The sequence below is a fragment of the Neobacillus niacini genome (assembly GCF_030817695.1).
Classification (GTDB): domain Bacteria; phylum Bacillota; class Bacilli; order Bacillales; family Cytobacillaceae; genus Neobacillus; species Neobacillus niacini_F.
The window spans coordinates 2257031-2275906 of the sequence record NZ_JAUSZQ010000002.1 but is presented as its reverse complement, the minus strand read 5'-3'; the positions used below and the strand labels follow the sequence as shown (position 1 = coordinate 2275906).

The 18876-nt window shown below is 38.9% G+C and carries 19 protein-coding genes; 4 read left to right on the top strand and 15 right to left on the bottom strand.

Features of this window, described 5'->3' with window-relative positions:
- Window positions 1–9 precede the first annotated feature (9 nt).
- The 4 genes from QFZ28_RS11780 to QFZ28_RS11765 are packed head-to-tail and all read right to left on the bottom strand — an operon-like array spanning window position 10 to window position 4002.
- Window positions 10–1278, bottom strand: coding sequence for a peptidase (locus tag QFZ28_RS11780; RefSeq protein WP_307194804.1), 1269 nt, complete (start codon window positions 1276–1278; stop codon window positions 10–12).
- Window positions 1279–1312: 34 nt separating this feature from the next.
- On the bottom strand, window positions 1313–1978 hold the full coding sequence (locus QFZ28_RS11775) for a 3-oxoacid CoA-transferase subunit B (RefSeq protein WP_306073659.1): 666 nt from the start codon (window positions 1976–1978) through the stop codon (window positions 1313–1315).
- Window positions 1963–2655: a CoA transferase subunit A gene (locus QFZ28_RS11770; RefSeq protein ID WP_307194803.1), complete on the bottom strand. Its 693-nt coding sequence runs from the start codon at window positions 2653–2655 to the stop codon at window positions 1963–1965. Before QFZ28_RS11770 ends, QFZ28_RS11775 begins: the two co-directional genes overlap by 16 nt.
- Window positions 2656–4002 (bottom strand): aspartate aminotransferase family protein, encoded by a 1347-nt coding sequence (locus QFZ28_RS11765; protein WP_307194802.1) that lies wholly within the window; start codon window positions 4000–4002, stop codon window positions 2656–2658.
- A gap of 143 nt (window positions 4003–4145) precedes the next feature.
- Here QFZ28_RS11765 and QFZ28_RS11760 point away from each other — a divergent pair, with 143 nt between their 5' ends.
- Entirely contained in the window at window positions 4146–5510 is a 1365-nt protein-coding gene (locus QFZ28_RS11760) for a TrkH family potassium uptake protein (protein ID WP_307194801.1), read from the top strand.
- A 66-nt stretch (window positions 5511–5576) separates the two neighbouring features.
- Here QFZ28_RS11760 and QFZ28_RS11755 read toward each other — a convergent pair whose 3' ends face one another.
- Together QFZ28_RS11755 and QFZ28_RS11750 are read right to left on the bottom strand one after the other, a co-directional pair.
- Window positions 5577–7043, bottom strand: a complete 1467-nt coding sequence (locus QFZ28_RS11755) for an NAD(P)/FAD-dependent oxidoreductase (protein ID WP_307194800.1) — start codon at window positions 7041–7043, stop codon at window positions 5577–5579.
- Window positions 7044–7225: 182 nt separating this feature from the next.
- Window positions 7226–7372 carry a YjcZ family sporulation protein gene (locus QFZ28_RS11750; protein WP_307194799.1) on the bottom strand — a complete coding sequence of 49 codons (147 nt, stop codon included), beginning with the start codon at window positions 7370–7372 and terminating at the stop codon, window positions 7226–7228.
- 120 nt (window positions 7373–7492) lie between these two features.
- On the opposite strand from QFZ28_RS11750, the gene QFZ28_RS11745 reads away from it, so the two are divergent.
- Both QFZ28_RS11745 and QFZ28_RS11740 read left to right on the top strand, forming a co-directional pair.
- Window positions 7493–8083: a DUF502 domain-containing protein gene (locus QFZ28_RS11745; protein ID WP_307197007.1), complete on the top strand. Its 591-nt coding sequence runs from the start codon at window positions 7493–7495 to the stop codon at window positions 8081–8083.
- A gap of 101 nt (window positions 8084–8184) precedes the next feature.
- Window positions 8185–9365, top strand: a protein-coding gene (locus tag QFZ28_RS11740) for an IS3 family transposase (RefSeq protein ID WP_307194798.1) whose coding sequence is annotated in 2 segments (ribosomal slippage) — window positions 8185–8473 and window positions 8473–9365 — 1182 coding nt in all. Because the reading frame shifts where the segments join, the coding sequence is not laid out codon by codon here.
- Window positions 9366–9414: 49 nt separating this feature from the next.
- Here the strand turns inward: QFZ28_RS11740 and msrB are convergent.
- The 3 genes from msrB to rsgA all read right to left on the bottom strand — a co-directional run bounded on the left by msrB (window position 9415) and on the right by rsgA (window position 11626).
- On the bottom strand, window positions 9415–9849 hold the full coding sequence (gene msrB / locus QFZ28_RS11735) for a peptide-methionine (R)-S-oxide reductase MsrB (protein WP_307194797.1): 435 nt from the start codon (window positions 9847–9849) through the stop codon (window positions 9415–9417).
- Window positions 9839–10330: a peptide-methionine (S)-S-oxide reductase MsrA gene (gene msrA, locus QFZ28_RS11730; RefSeq protein ID WP_373428126.1), complete on the bottom strand. Its 492-nt coding sequence runs from the start codon at window positions 10328–10330 to the stop codon at window positions 9839–9841. Before msrA ends, msrB begins: the two co-directional genes overlap by 11 nt.
- A 225-nt stretch (window positions 10331–10555) precedes the next feature.
- Entirely contained in the window at window positions 10556–11626 is a 1071-nt protein-coding gene (gene rsgA, locus QFZ28_RS11725; protein ID WP_373428061.1) for a ribosome small subunit-dependent GTPase A, read from the bottom strand.
- A 306-nt stretch (window positions 11627–11932) separates the two neighbouring features.
- Between rsgA and QFZ28_RS11720 the strand changes: the two genes are divergently transcribed.
- Complete coding sequence (locus QFZ28_RS11720; RefSeq protein ID WP_307194795.1) at window positions 11933–12679, top strand: DUF4397 domain-containing protein; 747 nt, start codon at window positions 11933–11935, stop codon at window positions 12677–12679.
- A 39-nt stretch (window positions 12680–12718) separates the two neighbouring features.
- Here QFZ28_RS11720 and QFZ28_RS11715 read toward each other — a convergent pair whose 3' ends face one another.
- The 6 genes from QFZ28_RS11715 to QFZ28_RS11690 form a co-directional block, all read right to left on the bottom strand.
- Window positions 12719–13297, bottom strand: a complete 579-nt coding sequence (locus tag QFZ28_RS11715) for a YpmS family protein (RefSeq protein ID WP_307194794.1) — start codon at window positions 13295–13297, stop codon at window positions 12719–12721.
- A 6-nt stretch (window positions 13298–13303) separates the two neighbouring features.
- Window positions 13304–14128, bottom strand: a complete 825-nt coding sequence (locus QFZ28_RS11710; protein WP_307194793.1) for an SGNH/GDSL hydrolase family protein — start codon at window positions 14126–14128, stop codon at window positions 13304–13306.
- A gap of 106 nt (window positions 14129–14234) precedes the next feature.
- A complete protein-coding gene (locus QFZ28_RS11705) occupies window positions 14235–14810 on the bottom strand; it encodes an SCO family protein (protein ID WP_307194792.1) in 576 nt (191 codons plus the stop codon).
- 75 nt (window positions 14811–14885) lie between these two features.
- Window positions 14886–16046: a Ger(x)C family spore germination protein gene (locus QFZ28_RS11700; protein ID WP_307194791.1), complete on the bottom strand. Its 1161-nt coding sequence runs from the start codon at window positions 16044–16046 to the stop codon at window positions 14886–14888.
- Window positions 16030–17151: a GerAB/ArcD/ProY family transporter gene (locus QFZ28_RS11695; protein WP_307194790.1), complete on the bottom strand. Its 1122-nt coding sequence runs from the start codon at window positions 17149–17151 to the stop codon at window positions 16030–16032. The genes QFZ28_RS11700 and QFZ28_RS11695 overlap by 17 nt, the downstream gene beginning before the upstream one ends.
- Window positions 17152–17164: 13 nt before the next feature.
- Window positions 17165–18682 (bottom strand): spore germination protein, encoded by a 1518-nt coding sequence (locus QFZ28_RS11690; protein ID WP_307194789.1) that lies wholly within the window; start codon window positions 18680–18682, stop codon window positions 17165–17167.
- Window positions 18683–18876: the final 194 nt, after the last annotated feature.

The following is an 18876-nucleotide window of genomic DNA, read 5'->3' as shown; positions in this document are numbered from 1 at the left end:
GATTTCCTCTTACTCACTGACTTCACACCACTTTAATAGTGTTAGAGCAATAATCTTGCTTGCCGCAAACAGATCCTCCAAAAGAATGTGTTCATTGGCGTCATGTGCCGTGGCAGTTATTCCAGGCCCAAAAACAACCACTGGTGTATTTCCAACATTTGAGAGAATACCACCATCCGTCCCCCATGGGCTTGCTTCAATAACTGGCTTCTCTCCTTTAATTTCTACAAAACTCTCAGATAGTGTCTTCATTAATGGATGATCCACTTCCAGGTTCCCAGGAAGCCATCTTCCCCCAAACCACTCAATCCCAAGTGGATGCTCTCGGAACCAATCATCTTGTTGATTGAGTTCATCCAATACAGCTGCCATTTCCCCTTGTGCGGCGGAAATTGTCTCTTCAGGGGATACGCCCATTCTTCCTTCAATTACAGCCAGATCAGGAACAGATGATGGCCACTCGCCGCTATTTATTTTTCCAATGTTAATCGGGATTGGAATTGGAATGCTGTTAAATAGCGGATCCGTGATTTTAATATTTCGATTCTTCTCTAATTGCTGCAGTTTTTGTATCACTAGTACTGCTTTTTCGATGGCGCTAATACCTTCATATCTCGTTCCTCCGTGTGCTGCCCTGCCTTTTACGGTAATCCTAAACCACATCGAACCCTGCTGTTTCGGAAAAATCTTCATACCCGTTGGTTCCGGGATAATTGCCCCGTCGGCCCGGTAGCCTCTTAGGACGGCAGCAAGCGTACCAGCACCTCCGCTTTCTTCTTCTATCACACTTTGAAAAATAATATCCCCTTTAAGCTTGATTCCCGTAGCAATAATTGCTTCGACTGCCATAATAAGCGCTGCGGTCCCGCCCTTCATATCTGTGCTTCCGCGTCCATAGAGTTTACCGCACTCAATATGCCCACTAAACGGATCATGTTCCCAGTTCTTCTCATCGCCGACCGGTACCACATCGATATGTCCATTTAGGATGATTGATTTCCCGCCTCCCGTTCCTTTTAATACAGCAACGACATTCGGATTTCCTTCAAAACTCTGACGGTCACAGCAGAATGCCTCATGCTCCTTTAACTCATCCCGGTCAATTTCCCAAATATCAAGATTCAACCCTAACTGCCGGCATTTTTCAATGATGACAGCCTGTGCACTACTTTCATTTCCTCTTGTACTATTCTCTTGGACGAGGATTTGTAAAAACCGGGTTCCTCTAGCACGATTGTCCTTCAGCCATTGCTTGATTAATTCTTCATGATTATTCAATACGTTCACTCCTTCCTTAGAAGAATGGGTGAGATTAATAGGCTATTTTCCGAATCGTATCACTTACTGTAAAATCGCATTCAGTCTTATTGACGACTATCTGCAAATCGTATGGCGCAAACAATTCTGTTAACAATAATCCTTTAGCAGTCACCTTGAATACGGCCAATTCTGTGATGATCATATCCACACAAGCAGCAGAGGTTAGCGGTAAGGTGCAAGACGTGACAATTTTCGGATTTCCTGCCTTATCACAATGATTCATTAATACAATTACTTTTCTTGCTTTTTGGGCGAGTTCCATGGCACCGCCCATTCCAGGGACCTTTTTTCCTGGAACAATCCAGTTTGCCAAATCCCCCTGTGCGCTGACTTGAAGGGAACCCAAAATGGTGATATCCACCCGTCCTCGTCGTATCATCCCAAATGCCACAGCGCTATCACAGTAAGAACCACCTGGATTCAAGGTAACCGGAAATCCGCCGGCATTACATAAATTCTCATCTTCCTTCCCTTTTTCTGGGCTTGGTCCCATTCCTGTAATCCCATTTTCAGCATGGAACATGACCATCATGTTCTTCGGTAAATGGTTGGGAACTAAGGAGGGAATTCCAATACCGAGGTTTACAACCATTCCATTGTGGATTTCTTCTGCCGCTCTTTTTGCAATGGTATTGCGAAAATCTACTCCCAAGCCCATTTCCAGTTCACTCCCTTCGAAGGAATAATATGGTCGACGAAAACTCCGGGAGTAACAATTTCATCAGGGTCAAGGCTTCCGAGCGGAACGATTTCCTCTACCTCTGCAATGGTAATGTCTCCAGCCATTGCCACAAGTGGATTCGTATTCCGGGCACTTTTGTCATAAATTAAATTTCCATAGGGGTCTGCTTTTTTGGCATAAACGATTGATACTTCTGCGGTTAAAGCTGTTTCTATTAAGTAGTCCTTCCCGTTGAGGAGAAAATGGGGCTTATTTTTTGATACGAGTTCATTGTCCATTCCAATATCACTTAGAATTGCAGGAAGACCGACTCCTCCAGCACGAATCCTTTCTGCTAATATCCCTTGCGGCGAAAATTCAACCTCAAGCCTTCCTTCATGCATGAGTTTACCGGCAATTGGATTGGAACCTATATGCGAGGCAATCACCTTTACTGCCCTTTCCTGACTCACTAGTTTTCCAATGCCGATATGTGGAAATCCAGTATCATTTCCAATTAAGGTGATGTCCTTTATCCCTTTATCGAGGATTCCATAAATGAGTGTTGGCGGGGATCCGACACCGCCAAATCCCCCAAACATTAACGTCATTCCGTTATAGAAGAGTTCCAAAACCTTTTCTAAGGTTGTAATTTTACCAAATGGATTCTCCATCTAAACACCACCCGACTTTATTTGCTTTGAGAAATCTTCAAAGGTTTCTGCTAATAGAGAAACTAATTCTTCTATTTCACTATGGGTAATCGTTAATGGCGGTGAAACAATAATGGAGTCACCATGTACCCCATCTATACCGGCACCTGCCGGATAAACGAGCAGTCCTTTTTCTTTAGCAAGAGTAATAATCGTTTGGGTGATTTGTGCGTTTCGAGGGAAAGGAGTTTTATTGGCAGCATCCTTGACAAATTCAATTCCAAGCAATAAACCTTTCCCCCTAATATCACCTATAAAGGAAAATTGATTTTTCAATGGGAGCAGGAGTTTCATTAGGTATTCTCCCTTGGATTCTACCTCACTAACAATCTTATTTTTTTCTAAATATTCTAGTACGGCAAGAGAAACGGCACAGGATTGTGGATTTGCACTTAAGGTATGTCCGCTCATCACTACTTTTGTCCCCGCTAAAATGGGCTCAATGACTTTTTCACTTGCAAGTGCTGCCGCTATAGGAGCATAGCCAGCACCCATCCCTTTCCCTAAAGCGACAATATCTGGAATAACTTCATATTGTTCCATCGCAAGCATTGATCCCGTTCGACCAAAACCTGTCATAACTTCATCCGCAATAAAAAGGATGTCATTTTCATCACAGATTTTTTTGATTACTTTAAAATAATCCTTTGGAGCTGCAATGGCACCACCGGCGGCTCCGATTACTGGTTCTGCAATAAAGGCGGCAATATGATTCGCACCAATACGTTTGATTGCATGTTCAAGCTCCTGCGCACAAAGAAATCCGCAGGAAGGTGACTCAAGGCTATAGGGGCAGCGGTAGCAGTAAGGAGGATTGATTACCGGAAAATCCTCGAGCAGCGGAACAAATCGCGCTCTTCTTCCTGTGTGCCCGGACAAAGAAAGTGCACCTAAAGTGATTCCATGATAGCTGACCCACCTTGATAATACCTTCGTTTTAGTTTGTATCCCTTTTTCCTGCCAATATTGAATCGCCATCTTCATTGCCGTTTCGACCGCTTCAGACCCGCTATTAACAAAGAAGCACCAATTTAGGTCTCCTGGAGTTAGGGATGAAATTTTCTCAGCCAGTTTTTCGGCTGCTTCACTTGTAAATTGAGAGCGGTAAACAAACGATATCTTTTTTGCCTGTTCCTGCATCGCTTCGAGGATTTCGGGTACTCCGTGGCCAATATTCGCGGTGACAGCGCCTGAGGCACCATCAAGATATTTCTTTCCTTCCCGATCATACAAATAAACCCCTTTGCCATAGTCAATCATTGGCAAAGTATCATCGAGTGATGGTTTTATTAGATACGTACGTTCCAACCTGACACCACTTCCCCTTTTAGTTCATTCTATGTGCGAGTTTTTTAATACTTTCATCTTATTTATATTGTGAGAAAACTATCTTTTACTTTTAAGGGTAGTTCATATAGAATAACACTTAGATTTACATAAGGATGGATTAAATGAATAAATCGAATAAGCCAGTATCTAAAAAGAGAGTTTTATCAACGATTCAATTAATTGTAATTTTTTACTTATCTGCGTTAATTATTTCGACATTGCTTTTGTTAATACCATGGGCACATCATGAAAATGCATCCCTTAGTTTTATTGACGCTTTATTTACCTCTGCGAGTGCTGTCAGTGTAACTGGCCTAAGTGTCATCTCAATAAAAGATACCTTTAATAATTTTGGAATATTTCTGTTGTGTATCATCCTCCAAATAGGTGGATTAGGTGTAATGTCACTTAGCACATTCCTATGGATTATGATTGGAAAAAAAGTAGGGTTAAAGGAACGCCAGCTTATCATGGTGGACCAAAATCAATCTAACTTATCTGGTTTGGTGCAGCTGGCAAAACGGATTTTCATTACCATCATTTCATTTGAAATAATCGGCGGTTTCATTTTAGGTTTGCGTTTCTTGAAATACTTCGATAGCCCCTTGTCTGCATTTAAACATGGATTCTTTAGCTCCATTAGTGCCACGACGAATGCAGGTTTTGATATTACGGGGGAATCATTAATACCTTTTAATGATGACTACTTTGTTCAAACTATCATTATTTTGTTAATGATTATTGGAGCGATTGGATTCCCAGTTATCGTTGAGGTTTATGAATACTTCTTAAGTTTAAAAAGTAAAAGAAGATATCATTTCTCTTTATTTACGAAATTGACGACTGCAACATTTGTCATCTTAACCATTGTCGGCAGCATTATTATTTATTTACTCGATAGTTATCATTTTTTTGCCGATAAATCCTGGCATGCAGCCTTCTTCTACTCCCTATTTAATTCTGCCACCACCAAAAGTGCAGGGCTGGCGACGATGGATTTGAATGAATTGACACCGAGTAATCAGATTTTCATGTCGGTTTTAATGTTTATCGGCGGTTCACCAAGCAGTGCAAGCGGTGGAATCAGAACCACGACGTTTGCCATTGTTTTACTGGCCATTTTCTTTTATGCAAGGGGAAAAGGGTCCATTAAAGTGTTTAGAAGAGAACTACATACGGAGGATGTTATTAAATCCTTTATCGTGATATCAACTGCCGCCAGCCTCTGTTTAGTCTCGATATTAATCCTATCAATTACGGAAAAAGGTACCTTGATTCAGGTAGTGTTTGAAGTAACATCTGCGTTCGGAACAAATGGATTATCAATGGGCTTAACACCGATATTAACAACATTCGGGAAAATACTCATTATTTTGTTGATGTTTATCGGAAGATTGGGGATCGTGACGTGCCTATTGATTTTAAGAGGTAAAGATAATAGCCAGGAGAAAATTCATTATCCAAAAGAAAAAGTAACGATTGGTTAAAGGGGGAATTCGTTCCCCCTTTTGTTATGCGTTTATAGTAAAACAAACCCGCTAAATTTAGCGGGTTTAGGCCATAACGACTTCCTTTTTTGGTTCGGTTGTTGCTTTTTTGATGATATCTCTTGCGATCCAGACACCGCATGCGCTTGCTTGAGCAAGACCGCGGGTAATTCCAGCGCCATCGCCGCCTACATACAAACCGCTGATTTCTGATTCAAACTTGTCATTAAGCTTTGGCCTTGCAGAATAAAATTTTGCTTCCACACCGTAGAACAAAGTGTGTTCTGAAGCTAATCCTGGCGTAATTTGATTCAATGCCTCAGTCATCTCTATTAAACTCTTAAGTGTATTATATGGAAGAACTAAGCCAAGGTCTCCAGGTACCGCCTCTTTTAGTGTCGGTTCAATGAATCCCTCTTTAATTCTTCTCTCTGTTGAACGGCGTCCTTTTAAAATATCTCCATATTTTTGAACAATTAGACCGCCATTTGAAAGAGCATTCGCAAGTCGTGATACTTCGTGTGCATATTCAGTCGGTTTATCAAAAGGCTCTGAAAAAGTATGTGATACAAGCAAAGCGAAGTTGGTATTTGGGGTTCCTAGCTTCGGATCCTTGTAAGCATGGCCATTGGCAAGCATAATGCCGGAATGATTTTCAACGACCACATGCCCTGAAGGATTGCTACAGAAAGTGCGTACTCTTGTTCCAACAGAAGTATTGAAAACAAATTTCCCTTCATATAAATTCTCATTAATTTCCTGCATAACGATGTCGGATGTTTCAACACGAACGCCGATATCTACTTGGTTACTACTCATCTTGAGACGACGAGCCTTTAAAACTTCAGTCAGCCATTTGGATCCATCTCTTCCAGGGGTGATAACGACCTTATCAGCATAAAGGTCTTTTCCGCCTTTAAGCTTTATTCCCTTGATGGTATGTCCGGCAGATGTTCTTTCAGTAATTATATCTTCAACTTCAGTTTTATATAACATTTCAATTTTATCATTTAAGTATTCAAAGATACTTTTCATAATTTTCAAGTTTTGCTCTGTTCCAAGGTGACGAACCTGAGCACGTAAGAGTTTTAATCCTGCTGCATAGCCGCGGCGTTCGATATCCTTAACTTTATCTGTTAGTGGATCGGTAATACTTTCCGTTGCACCATGACTTAAATTTATAGCATCAACATATTTAATCAAATCGACAACTTGGGAATCTGGAAGATAATCGGTCATCCATCCCCCAAATTCGCTCGTGATATTAAACTTCCCGTCAGAGTATGCACCTGCACCACCAAAACCTGCTGTGATTGAACATGCCGGCAAACATCCTGCAAATTCTTTCCTGCCTGCGGCCGGAGGGCATTTCTCTATTTTATTATCTAAGATTGGACAATTTCTCCGATAAATATCATGCCCTTTATCCACTAACAGCACCTTTGCGTTCGGCATTTTTAGTGTAAGTTCATAACAGGTAAATATCCCCGCTGGGCCTGCACCCACTACTATAACATCATATCTATTTTCCATTGTCCAAAACCTCCAAGACGTATTTGCTTAACCCTTGGTAAATATATCAAAGATATTGCTATCCGTCAACAATAAAAACGAACTATTTCTAAATATAAAACACCATCGTTCGTGTTTTGCTTGTTTTTAGAAAATAACAAAAACAAAAAAAGACTCAGGGCTTTCACCTGAGTCTTTTAGGTTCAGCAGTAGCTTGCACCGATGATGATTAATAAAATAAACAACACCACAATTAATACGAATGTGCCATAGCCGAATCCGCATCCACCTACTTGTGCAGGAAATCCATAACCACAGCAATCTTGACCAAACCCATGACCATAATGCATACCGATTCACTCCTTAAGGTTTTTGTCTGTTAACACTCTTAATTTATGTAATAGGTACTTGACCTGTCTGTGCATTCGCCTATATTATGAGAATCAATGAAGAAAATGTAGGTGATGAATTTGAAAACTCTTTTGAAGAGCTTTGTTAACGGTATTTTGACCATTGTTCCCATTATTCTTGTAATCTTTGTTATTTACAAAACATTTCTGTTTCTCGACGGACTGCTTGGAAATACATTAAGACCTTATCTTCAAGAAGATTACATTCCAGGTATCGGTTTGCTAACCACGATTGTACTAATCACGCTGTTAGGCTGGTTATCTACAAAATTTATTACTGGAAGTATTATTAGACTGATTGATAAATGGCTGGAAAAAATTCCTGTTGTAAAAACGATTTACTCTGTCATAAAAGATACGGTTCAATCCTTTTTAGGTGAAAAAAAGTCTTTTTCAAAGGTGGCACTTGTTGTGATTCCAGGAACACAGATGAGGAGTATGGGGTTTATTACTTCTGAACAGTTGGAGGATTTCTATAGCCCTCTTAAGGACCATGTGGCGGTTTATGTTCCGCAAACATTTCAAGTGGCCGGATTTACCTTCTTAATCCCGAAGGAGCAAGTAGAAATTATTGACGTTAAGCCAGAAGAAGCTATGAAATTTATCCTTTCAGGTGGAATGACCTCCACTTCAAAAGCAAAAGGTCAATAGAAAAAGCCGCGAAATTGATATTATCCCCTTTAAGTAGACAGTGTAAAAAAACCACAATAGTTATTGTCGGTGGTACACTTATACTTGGAGGGGATTTTTCAATGGCTAAAAAGGGACAAGAATTTAAGAGTTATACTGATGAATTTAAGTTACAAGCAGTTATGAAGTATATCAATGGAAATAAAAGTTATGCGGTTTTAGCTGAAGAACTTGGCATTAAAAATTGTACTCAACTTAAAGTTTGGGTTAGGAAGTGGAAAGATGGGGAACAGTTTGATACAAGAGTTGGAGCTACTAGTCCATTTAAAGGTAGGCCACGTACCATATTTAAATCCGTCGAAGAAGAAAGAGATTATTTGAAAGCGCAGGTGGATTATTTAAAAAAGCAGTATCCAAATCTGGTAAAGGAGGAGAGGAAATCGCTCAACCAATCAAATATGAGATCATTGATGAATTAAAAGATACCCATCGTATTACCTGGTTGTTAGAGATCGCTTATGTTAAGCCAGCTAGTTACTATAAGTGGAGGGCTACTCAGAAAGATAGAGCAGAAAGAGCCAAACAAGATCAGGATATAAGAGAACACATGATGGGGATTCATTTACTTCATCCTGAATTTGGATACCCTCGTATGACCACTTGGTTAAATGAAAACGATTATTCAATTAATCATAAAAAGGTATACCGTCTTATGAAAGAAATGGAGATTCAAGCTATCATACGCAAAAAGAGGAAACGACATGGACACACACCTTCTGTGATACAACCTAATCGTCTTAATAGAAAATTCGAGGCAATAGCTCCTAATCAAAAGATGGTTACGGATATTACATACGTTTCGGATGGTAAGCAATTTTATTATTTATCGGTCATTCAAGACTTGTTTAATAATGAAGTTGTAGCATGGGAGTTATCAAGAAGAAATGATCTTGAACTTGTCTTAAATACTGTTTCTCAATGGACAAGCAAAAAAGACGTAGCTGAAGCCGTTCTACATTCAGATCAAGGCTTTCAGTATACGTCTAAGCTATACAACAAACGACTAGAAGAATACGGCGTAAAGGGCAGCCACTCTCGCAAAGGAAACTGCCTGGATAACGCCTGCATCGAATCCTTCTTTTCGCACCTTAAAACAGAGAAGTTGTATATAGAACAGTGTAAAACAGAAGATGAGATTAGACAAGCAATCGAAGATTACATCTACCACTATAATTACAAACGTTTTCAGAAGAAACTAAACCAACGCGCGCCAGTTGAATACCGACACGCGTTAGTCGCATAGTTTTTTTAAGCTGTCTACTTGACAGGGGTAAGACCAAATCCGCGGCTTTTTAATGTTCGTCAAAAAGCTTTTTATAGGCTCCGTATCCTTCTTCATCAAGCTGATCTTTCGGAATAAAACGTAAGGCTGCTGAATTAATGCAATATCTCAGTCCATTTGGTCCAGGACCATCATCGAAAACGTGGCCTAAATGAGAATCAGCCGTTTTACTTCTTACTTCTGTCCGAACCATAAAGTGGCTATAATCTTCTTTTTCTACAACTTCTTCCTCTATAATCGGCTTGGTAAAACTCGGCCAGCCGCAGCCCGCATCGTATTTATCAAGAGAGCTAAATAACGGCTTTCCAGAAACGATATCCACATAAATGCCATCTCTCGTTTCATTCCAATATTCGTTACGGAAAGGAGGCTCTGTTCCGTTATTTTGCGTTACCTCATACTGCATCGGTGATAATTCTTTTTTCAGTTGTTCCTTATTTTTCATTTTTCTCCCCCCAATGTGCCTTGATAAATCCTGCTCGACCTGAGCCTACATGATATCCTTCATAGTGCGCTTTATTTTTCTTATAGTAATGCTGATGATATTCTTCTGCTGGATAAAAGGTTTTTGCTGGCAGAATAGGCGTAACGATCGGTTTTGTGAAGCGGCCGATCTCCTGTAATGCCTTCTTAGATTGTTCCGCGAGCTCTTTCTGTCTTTCATCATGATAAAAAATAGCTGTTTGATAGGACTGGCCGCGGTCATAAAATTGGCCCCCAGGATCGGTAGGGTCAATTTGCTGCCAATATAATTCTAGCAGTTTTTCATATGGATAAATTTCTGGATTAAAGGTAATTTGAACGGCTTCATAATGACCAGTTGACTCAGAACAAACCTGTTCATATGTAGGATTTTCAACATGCCCGCCAGTATATCCAGATAAGACACTAATAATACCCGGCTGCTCATCAAATGGCTTCACCATACACCAAAAACAGCCGCCAGCAAAAGTTGCCAGTTGTTTCGTTTCCTCCACAATTCCCACCCCTTTGGATTTTATTGCTTTGACTATGAGTATACCGAATCTTCACAAAGAAATACAATTTGCTGTTTTTCTCCTCAAATGAATTATTTCTGCGTTCCGATTATATCCCAATTGACCAAATTCAAATTAAAAGCCGAACCACGCCCCGGGTTCGGCTGCAATTCTTTATTTTATTTTCTTTTTTTGCCTTGACTGTTTGGTAATGGTTTTCCACTTTTTCTGTTCTTCGGTTTGCGCACGTTTGTCAGCTTTTCTTTCGATATAGGCGAGCTCTTTTTGGAGCTTGTTGTAGCTGGTTAAGCGTCCTGCATCCAATCTACCTTCTTCAATCGCCTCCAGAACCGCACATCCCGGCTCATCCTTGTGCTTACAATCCCGGAATTTGCACATTTCACCTAATTCATCGATGTCTGTGAACGTTTCAGTTAAACCATCCACACTTTCCCATAGCTGTAATTCTCGCATTCCTGGTGTGTCAATCAACACGCTGCCATTTGGAAGCTGAATCAGTTCACGGTGTGTGGTGGTGTGACGTCCCTTGTCATCACCTTCACGAATCTCCTTAACCGCCTGCTTCTCATCACCCAGCAACAAATTGGTCAAAGTTGATTTTCCTACCCCTGATGACCCTAATAATGCAATTGTCTTACCTGGTTGTAAGTAAGCCTCAAGCTGTTCAATTCCGCTTCTTAACTCTGCACTAATGGCTATAACCGGTACGCCCCCAAAAGCAATTGCTTCGACTTCTGCAAGCTTTCCCTCGATGTTATTACATAAATCCGCCTTGCTTAAGACAATAACAGGATTAGCACCACTTTCCCAGGTCAGCAGTAGATAACGTTCGATTCTTCTTAAATTGAGATCATCATTTAAAGAGTTTACAAGAAAAACAGTATCCACGTTTGCAGCAACGATTTGCTCTTCAGCTGTTCTCCCAGCTGATTTACGCGAAAATTTACTAAAGCGAGGCAGTACTGAATAAATGGTTCCTTTTCCTTCATCGATACGCGGTTTCAAAATCACCCAATCTCCTACAGCAGGGTAATCCTCACGATTTAACACTTCAAAGTTGAATTTACCAGAAACCTCACAAAGTAATTCCCCATCCTCCGTCCATACACGATACATATGTTTATGCTCCAAGGCCACCCGGCCAATAATCATGTCATTACTTTGTTTTAAAGAATGAAAGTCATTATTTATCTTTTCAGTCAATCCAATTGTGTTTAAATTCATCCATATTCCTCCAAAAATTGTAAAATAAAAAACCATAGGCAACACAGCCCATGGTTTTATTCACAAAAGGAATAATGGGTATAGATTCCCCTATATGGTGAATCCGCGGGCTGTGCAAAGGATATTGAAATTAACGGCAATTAACGTATTTACATTTAACATTACACTTCACCCGCCTTCCGACTTATTTGTTTTAAGTATATGTCAAGTTTATCCATATGTAAACAAAAAATCCAAATATAGACACCCACCTAAACATGCATGAATAAATTAATTTGTAAAGAACGAAAGAAAGGAGCAAATGGTATGTCTGGAAATAGAAATCATACTGATTATCTTCAAAGGGCTGCAATGTATGATTTGCTGGCTCATAATTTTAAATACTCTAACCCAAACTTGCACATGCATTACTATCTGAAACATTTAAAATATATGAATAAAGCGATGATTATGCGTAACATCCAACAGAGTCAGGCCGAAGGCAGGGTCCGGTTCCTTCACACCTCACCAGATTCCCCTGATATTGATATTTATATTAATGGGCAAATGCAAGTAAAACGCCTCCCATTTAGAGTGGCAAGCAATTATTTAGCATTAAAACCTGGTAAGTATCACATTGATATTTACCCAACCGGAAATTCGATCGATAGTGTACTCAACAAGAGAATTACGATTGAGCCTGGTAAATCGTATACATTAGCAGCTATCGACTCTGTGAAAAAAATGCGGCTGCTGCCTTACCTAACTCAACCGGAAGTTCCGCCAAACGAATCTAAAATACGCTTCCTGCATTTATCATCTGATACAGGTGCCCTGGATATTGCCGTTAAAGACCGAGATGTTGTCTTTCCCAACATTTCCTACAAACAGGCTACCGACTATCTAGGAATCATGCCGATGACTGTTGATTTAGAGGTGAGGGAGGCAGGCACGAAGAATGTGGTCCTCCCACTGCCAAAAGCACAGTTTCGTCCAAATGAAACCTATACCATTGTATTGATAGGTCTATCAAAAGGAGATCCTGCCTTTCAAGCAATGGTGTTGAAGGATTAGGGGTAAAAAAATAGGTGGTTCACCTTAATGTGAGCCACCTTATTCAACGGGTACGAGTATTGTAAAAGCAATATCATCTTTTAGTAAGTCAAATCTGTTTACTTTTATACTAACATCACTTTTTAGATCTAATTGCTCCATGTGTACATGAATCTTTTTATCATTTGGCAAAATGTCTACACCTTTTGGGAGCTTATAATTGTCTTTGATAAATTTCAGTACATAGGATACAGGCAAAGGCAGGCTGCCCACAGAAATTGACCTCTGCTTTAGGACTAAATCACCATTTTCTAATGCCTCTGGAACGAAGGTAAGTTTTAAATCTACCTCTTGACTAAAAAATTGTAAGGTACCATACAATTCCACTTCATCCTGCAGCTGTACACTATATTCTATCGGTGAATCGGCCGCTTCCTTTTTAATATACTGGTTTATTAATACATTAAGGTCCGTCTTATTCGATTTTACCTCGAAAGAAACAGTTTTGTTTTCGGGTACAGTTTGTTGAATCTTTCCTTTTTCATCACCCGGTATCATGACTAAAGATAAAAGAATAATAATGATAATGACAATGAACCCTAATAAAAGAAAGAATCCCGTTTTCCATTTATTTTTCATAGAAAGCTAGTTCTCCTCTTTACTGACCATATACGCCTTTTTAACGAGATCAGGTAATGTTCGTTCTTCTAGGGTTTGGTTTAATCGCCCTGCAATTAATTCATACCCCTTATCGTTTGGATGGAAGTTATCAGTATGCAATAAACTTTCAGCTGGGTTTATAAATATATCTTCAATCCCAACAAAATAGGCATTTGAATAATTAGAAACAACCCTCTGGCTTGCCTCATTCCAATCCGTAACAATTTTGTCAAGCTCTTTAATATCTGAAAACCATTGGGAAAAAGGATTGTATACTCCAACCAAAACGATATAAGCTTCGGGATTTACTCGAATAATGGAATTCATGATTTCAATTAAATTGTTAATGTATACTTCTCGTTCCTTATTAAAAACCGACAGTTGAAGATTTGAGATATTATCTTTGACTACCTTCATAATGTCATTGCCACCTATCGTCAATATCACCAAATCAGCAGTAGAAAGTGTTTCTTTCATCTCTTCTGTCTGCAGTCTTTTTAATAATTGCAGGGTACGATCACCTTTTACACCGAAGTTGTAGAAATCAACTTCCTTAATTCCCTTTTCTTCTTCGAGCAAAGTTCTTAAGTAAGGCAGGTATCCACCAGTTTTGGTACTATCTCCTACACCTTCTGTTAATGAGTCACCAGCGGAAATAATTCGTATCTCCTTTGGGACAAAATCGGCAGGTATCTCTTCATAAACAACAGCCGAAGCCGTCCGTGCTTTATGTAATTCCAACCGATCGGATTGACTGCAAGAACTTAAGAAAAATGTCGAAAGAATGAGAAGGGTGAATAGTTTTTTCATTCGTATCACCACCTCTTACTAATGATATTATAACAGAACAAAAATAATACAAAACAAGCTAGTCCTATATGTATTCATTACCAAAAAAATAGACCCGGAAAAAGGTCTATTGTAAGGATTTTATATCACTAATCATTTCCTCATATGGTACTTCTTGATATCCATCGTAAATTTTCTTAACCTTTTCATCTGGTCCTACCAAGAAAAAGTATGTCTGGTGAATAACCTGGTCACCTTCTTGTGGTTTTTTTACTAACGTTTTGAATGTTTCCCTCGCGTAAGTCTCAATAAATTCCTGTGAGTAGCCTGTTAAAAAAGTCCAATTATCATCCTTCAACCCGAAATTCTTCGCATACTCTGTTAGTTTTTCGGGTGTATCAACAGTTGGGTCGACACTAAATGATACAAACTCGACATTCTTCAACTCTTCTTCATCCACCATTTTTTGCAGCTTTGTCATGTTAGCCGTCATTGGCGGACAAACATCTGCGCAATTTGTAAAAATAAAGTCGGCAACCCAAATTTTTCCGTCCAAATTCTTCTTTTCAAATGGTTCATTTTCTTGTGTGACAGCCTTAAATTCATTTACTGGATAATCAAGCGGATTCTCAATCCCTTTCTGCCCACAAGCTGATAGGAGTGCAATAATTACTAATAATAAAAACGACAATCGATACTTCATATTAATCCCCCGCAACCTTTTTCTTTTCGTGATTAGTTTAACAAAGATTCACAAAAGAAGAAAGACAACGGCTTGTTAATCCATTGTTCCTGTTTGAGTAAGAGTATTATTTACTTCAACATCAAATTTAGCATTCTTATATAATTCTTTCCATTCCTTTTGTGATATAAGTTTGCCACGAACATGAGCCATATACTCATTTCCTATTCCAACTGGGTCGACTTGTTTTTCTTGGAAAAACACAAGGAGTTTTTTAATTTGGCTTTCCATTTCCTCACTTACTTTTTTCTCTATGAACTTCATGTTAGCGGGGGCGCTTAATTCTAAATAATTCGTGGATTCCAGCAATCTAGAATTCATTTCTACCTCGACCTTAAAACGAAGATTCTTTTTGTCCACCAAATCAATTTTCGTATTACTGCGCAAATTATCGATACTAATAAATAGCTTGTTATATATTTCTCCAAAATTCTTCCCACCATGTGTGTTAATAATTTTCTTGAATTCGTCGCGGTCAAATTCTAATTCCTTGGAACCTGTACGATATTCATCTGTTAAGAGTTTTAAATAAAAGAGCTTATCATTACTTAATCTTGCTACCATTCGGTCATCATTGAATAAAGCAACCCCTGAAATCGCTACCTTGTCCTTCCTTACTTTTAATATTGGCAACACCGGATCCTTGCCGTAATCAAAAAATTCGTGATTAAATTCATGAAGTGTCGGAGAGATTAGAAGTTCCCTTTCAACATTTTGTCGAATTAAATTATATAAATAGGTTCCTATATTCACCTTTATTTTCTTCTCGTCCATACTAATGATGGAAAAAGCATCTTTTTCAGCAATCGTTAAATAAACCATATTCCCAACAGTCGGATCACGATTGAGAGCATTTACAAGCTGAATAATTCCTTTTTCCGCCAACTCCTTACTATATATGACACACCGGAGCTGACCCATTTCTAGTCTTTGGTCGATTGCAAGATTTTCCTCTGCTCGTAAAGTTTGGAGTGTATTCGCATCGGCAGAAATCAAGTTGGTCATAACTTTGGCCATTGGATCAAATTTTGTTACTGCAACTGTCCCTTTAATTTCATTTTCCTTCTTTAAATCAAACCCGATTGCTGTAATGAGTCCTAATCTTTCCAATTGCCTTGTTTCAACTCCGCAGCTTGTTAGTAAAAAGAAAGAACTTATCCCAATCACCATTTGCAGCCATTTACGACGTTTCTGCATGCTTACTCTCCCTCCCTTTAAACCATTTTTTTATGAAGACAATAATCGCAAGAAGGACTGGATAGCAAAAAGCAAAGTAAAAACCTGCCTTTGCAATTAAATCCGTAACAGTATTCATTTGATATCGTGACTTTATAAAAAATGTTGCTCCATAGGCAGCAATCCCGATAATCCAAATACCCCATTTTTGTTTTTTTCTTAAAATTCTAGAAAAGCCCTTTGAAGCTGCCCAAACATAGAAGCACATATTGGGCAAAATAATCAGCATCCAAAAAGAAACAGCGATAAATTCAAACCTTTCCAAGTTAGGAAGTCTAACAATCTTAAACATCGATAAAACCGGCCAGATTGTTTTTTCCAAGCTATTCGAAGCGAAGAATACAATACAAACAAGCGTTGCAAGTGTAAACACAATCGTTGTAATCAGATTACCAATTTGAACAAAAAACATTGCTTTATGTTTCTCTTTCACAAATGGATAAACAAACAATATTAATTCATAACCCAACATAGAAAGTGTTGTACTCTGAGCTCCCCTTAAAAGTTGTTTTACATTTGTATTCATAATTGGAAACAAATGGTTAAAATCACCGTATTGTAAGGGTATAAACATCACGATAACCAGCCAAAAGGTACCGATCACAGAAAGAAAGGCCACTCCAACAACAACCCTTATTCCACCATAAACTGCATAAATGATTAACAATATGAGAACAAGGGAGATTTGCCAAGTTGGCAAAGTTGGGAATATCCACACTTGAACAATTTCAACGTAGTTCATTAAAATGACAAAAAAAGTAGATGTCATATAAATCATGTAAATAATATTCAGAGAATATCCTGCCCATTTACCAAATATATCGACATGAATACCATACAAATCTGCACTGTCATATTGTTTAAGCATTTGAATCATAAATGTTAAAACAACAGAAGTTATCATGCCTGCTAGGAAAACAGATATCCAAGCATCATGCTTTGCTTCTAAATAAACAACTCTTGGAAGCCCCACTAACCCTACTCCTACCTGTGCTGCATGGATAATAAAAACGAGCATAAATGCATTTATCAACAATCCTTCTTTTGGATGTAAATTCACCTTCATTTTTTGTTCGCTCCTATTCATCTACATCCTTTTTTTGTTTCGCCTTCTTTTTAGGAAAGCGCTCCTGGTCGTCTGTTCGATTTGTTAAGGGGCGGAATGAAAGATATTGCGGTGGAAGCTTGAAAAAACTATATCCAAAATCCTTTAATCTAACAGGATATATAGGTGTAAGATAGGGTCCGCCAATGGTCTCCAATTTGAGGAGATGGATAATGAAAAAGCAAAAAGCTGCCATAATGCCAATCCCTCCCCATAATCCTGCCATCAAAATGATTGGGAACCGAATGATTCGAATCGCAGTACCCATTAAATAACTTGGTGTCGTAAATGAACCAAGAGCGCTTAATGCAATGATTATGATCAAGATATTGCTAGTAAATCCTGCCTCAACTGCTGCTTGCCCAATTACGATACCTCCTACAATACCCATGGTCTGACCCACTTTTGTCGGCAGCCTCGCCCCTGCCTCCCTTAATAATTCAATAACAAATTCGAGTAATAGTGCTTCCATGACGGGTGGAAAGGGAACTCTCGCCCTTGATTCCCCCAACGACAGCAGCAATGGGGAAGGAATGACTTCATAGTGATACGTTAAAACGGCCACATAAGCTGGCGTTAGTAATACAGACAAAAAAGTAGCCACTAGCCGCAGCAGTCGTAAAAATAACCCCATATTCCAACGCATATAAACATCTTCTGTGGATTCGAAAAAGGCGAAAAAGGATGTGGGACCATAGAGAGCATCAGGACTTCTGTCCAATAATACCGCCACTTTTCCTCTATATAATGCAATCGAAATACGATCAGGGAGTTCTGTTGTCATTAACTGCGGGAAAACAGTCCAGCTGTTGCTTTCAATATATTGGCCAAGTACAGTTGTGCCCGGGACATAATCCAAGGTAAGATCCTGAACCCTTTGTTTAAAAGTATTTATAATTTCTTCATCAGCAATACCCCTAATATAGACAAGCTTCGCTTTGGTTTTTGACCTTTTTCCGACCGTTATATCTTCTGTACATAAATCTTCATCCTTTATGTTGTTCCTCAGAATATTTATGTTACCTTGAAGTGATTCCGTAAAAGAAATCTTCGGACCATAAACAAGTGATTCCGTTTCAGCTTGTGCAAGTCCTCGTTCAAGGGTTTTTCTGACATCTGCTAGGATTCCATAAGGCTGCCCCTCAGCATAAATATAAACTTTTCCTTCATTAATTCCCTCAACCACTTCACCTAATTGATTAGCAGCAGTGATAGAAACCATAGGTAACACTTTTGCTATTGATTCACAAGTCCATTCCATATCCTTATTGTTTAAGATAGATCTGATTACGATATCATCGAGTCTTGTCGAATCTATTAATGTGTTCATCAGGCAGAAAATAAGTTTCTCTCCGTCCCTTTTCATTGTCCTAAAGACAAGGTCAGAACCCACATTCAACTCAGTTTTAAGCTGTTCTTTTAATTCTTCCAACTCTAAACTATGCGCTTTTGGTGTTTCTTCCGCTTTTTTCCCTGACAACCATTTGAACATAGGCAACACCTTTTTAATTCAATTTTTTTTAGCATTACCAAAAAAGCTATTTTTACCCAAAAAGTAAGGGTGGTGCTTAGACACCATCCTGTTCCTTACTCATCCCCTAAATGGATAAAAAGAAGGTTTATAGAATGGGGAACATATGGTATTATGAATGAGTATTCATTCAACAAAACAGAAAATTTAGAAAA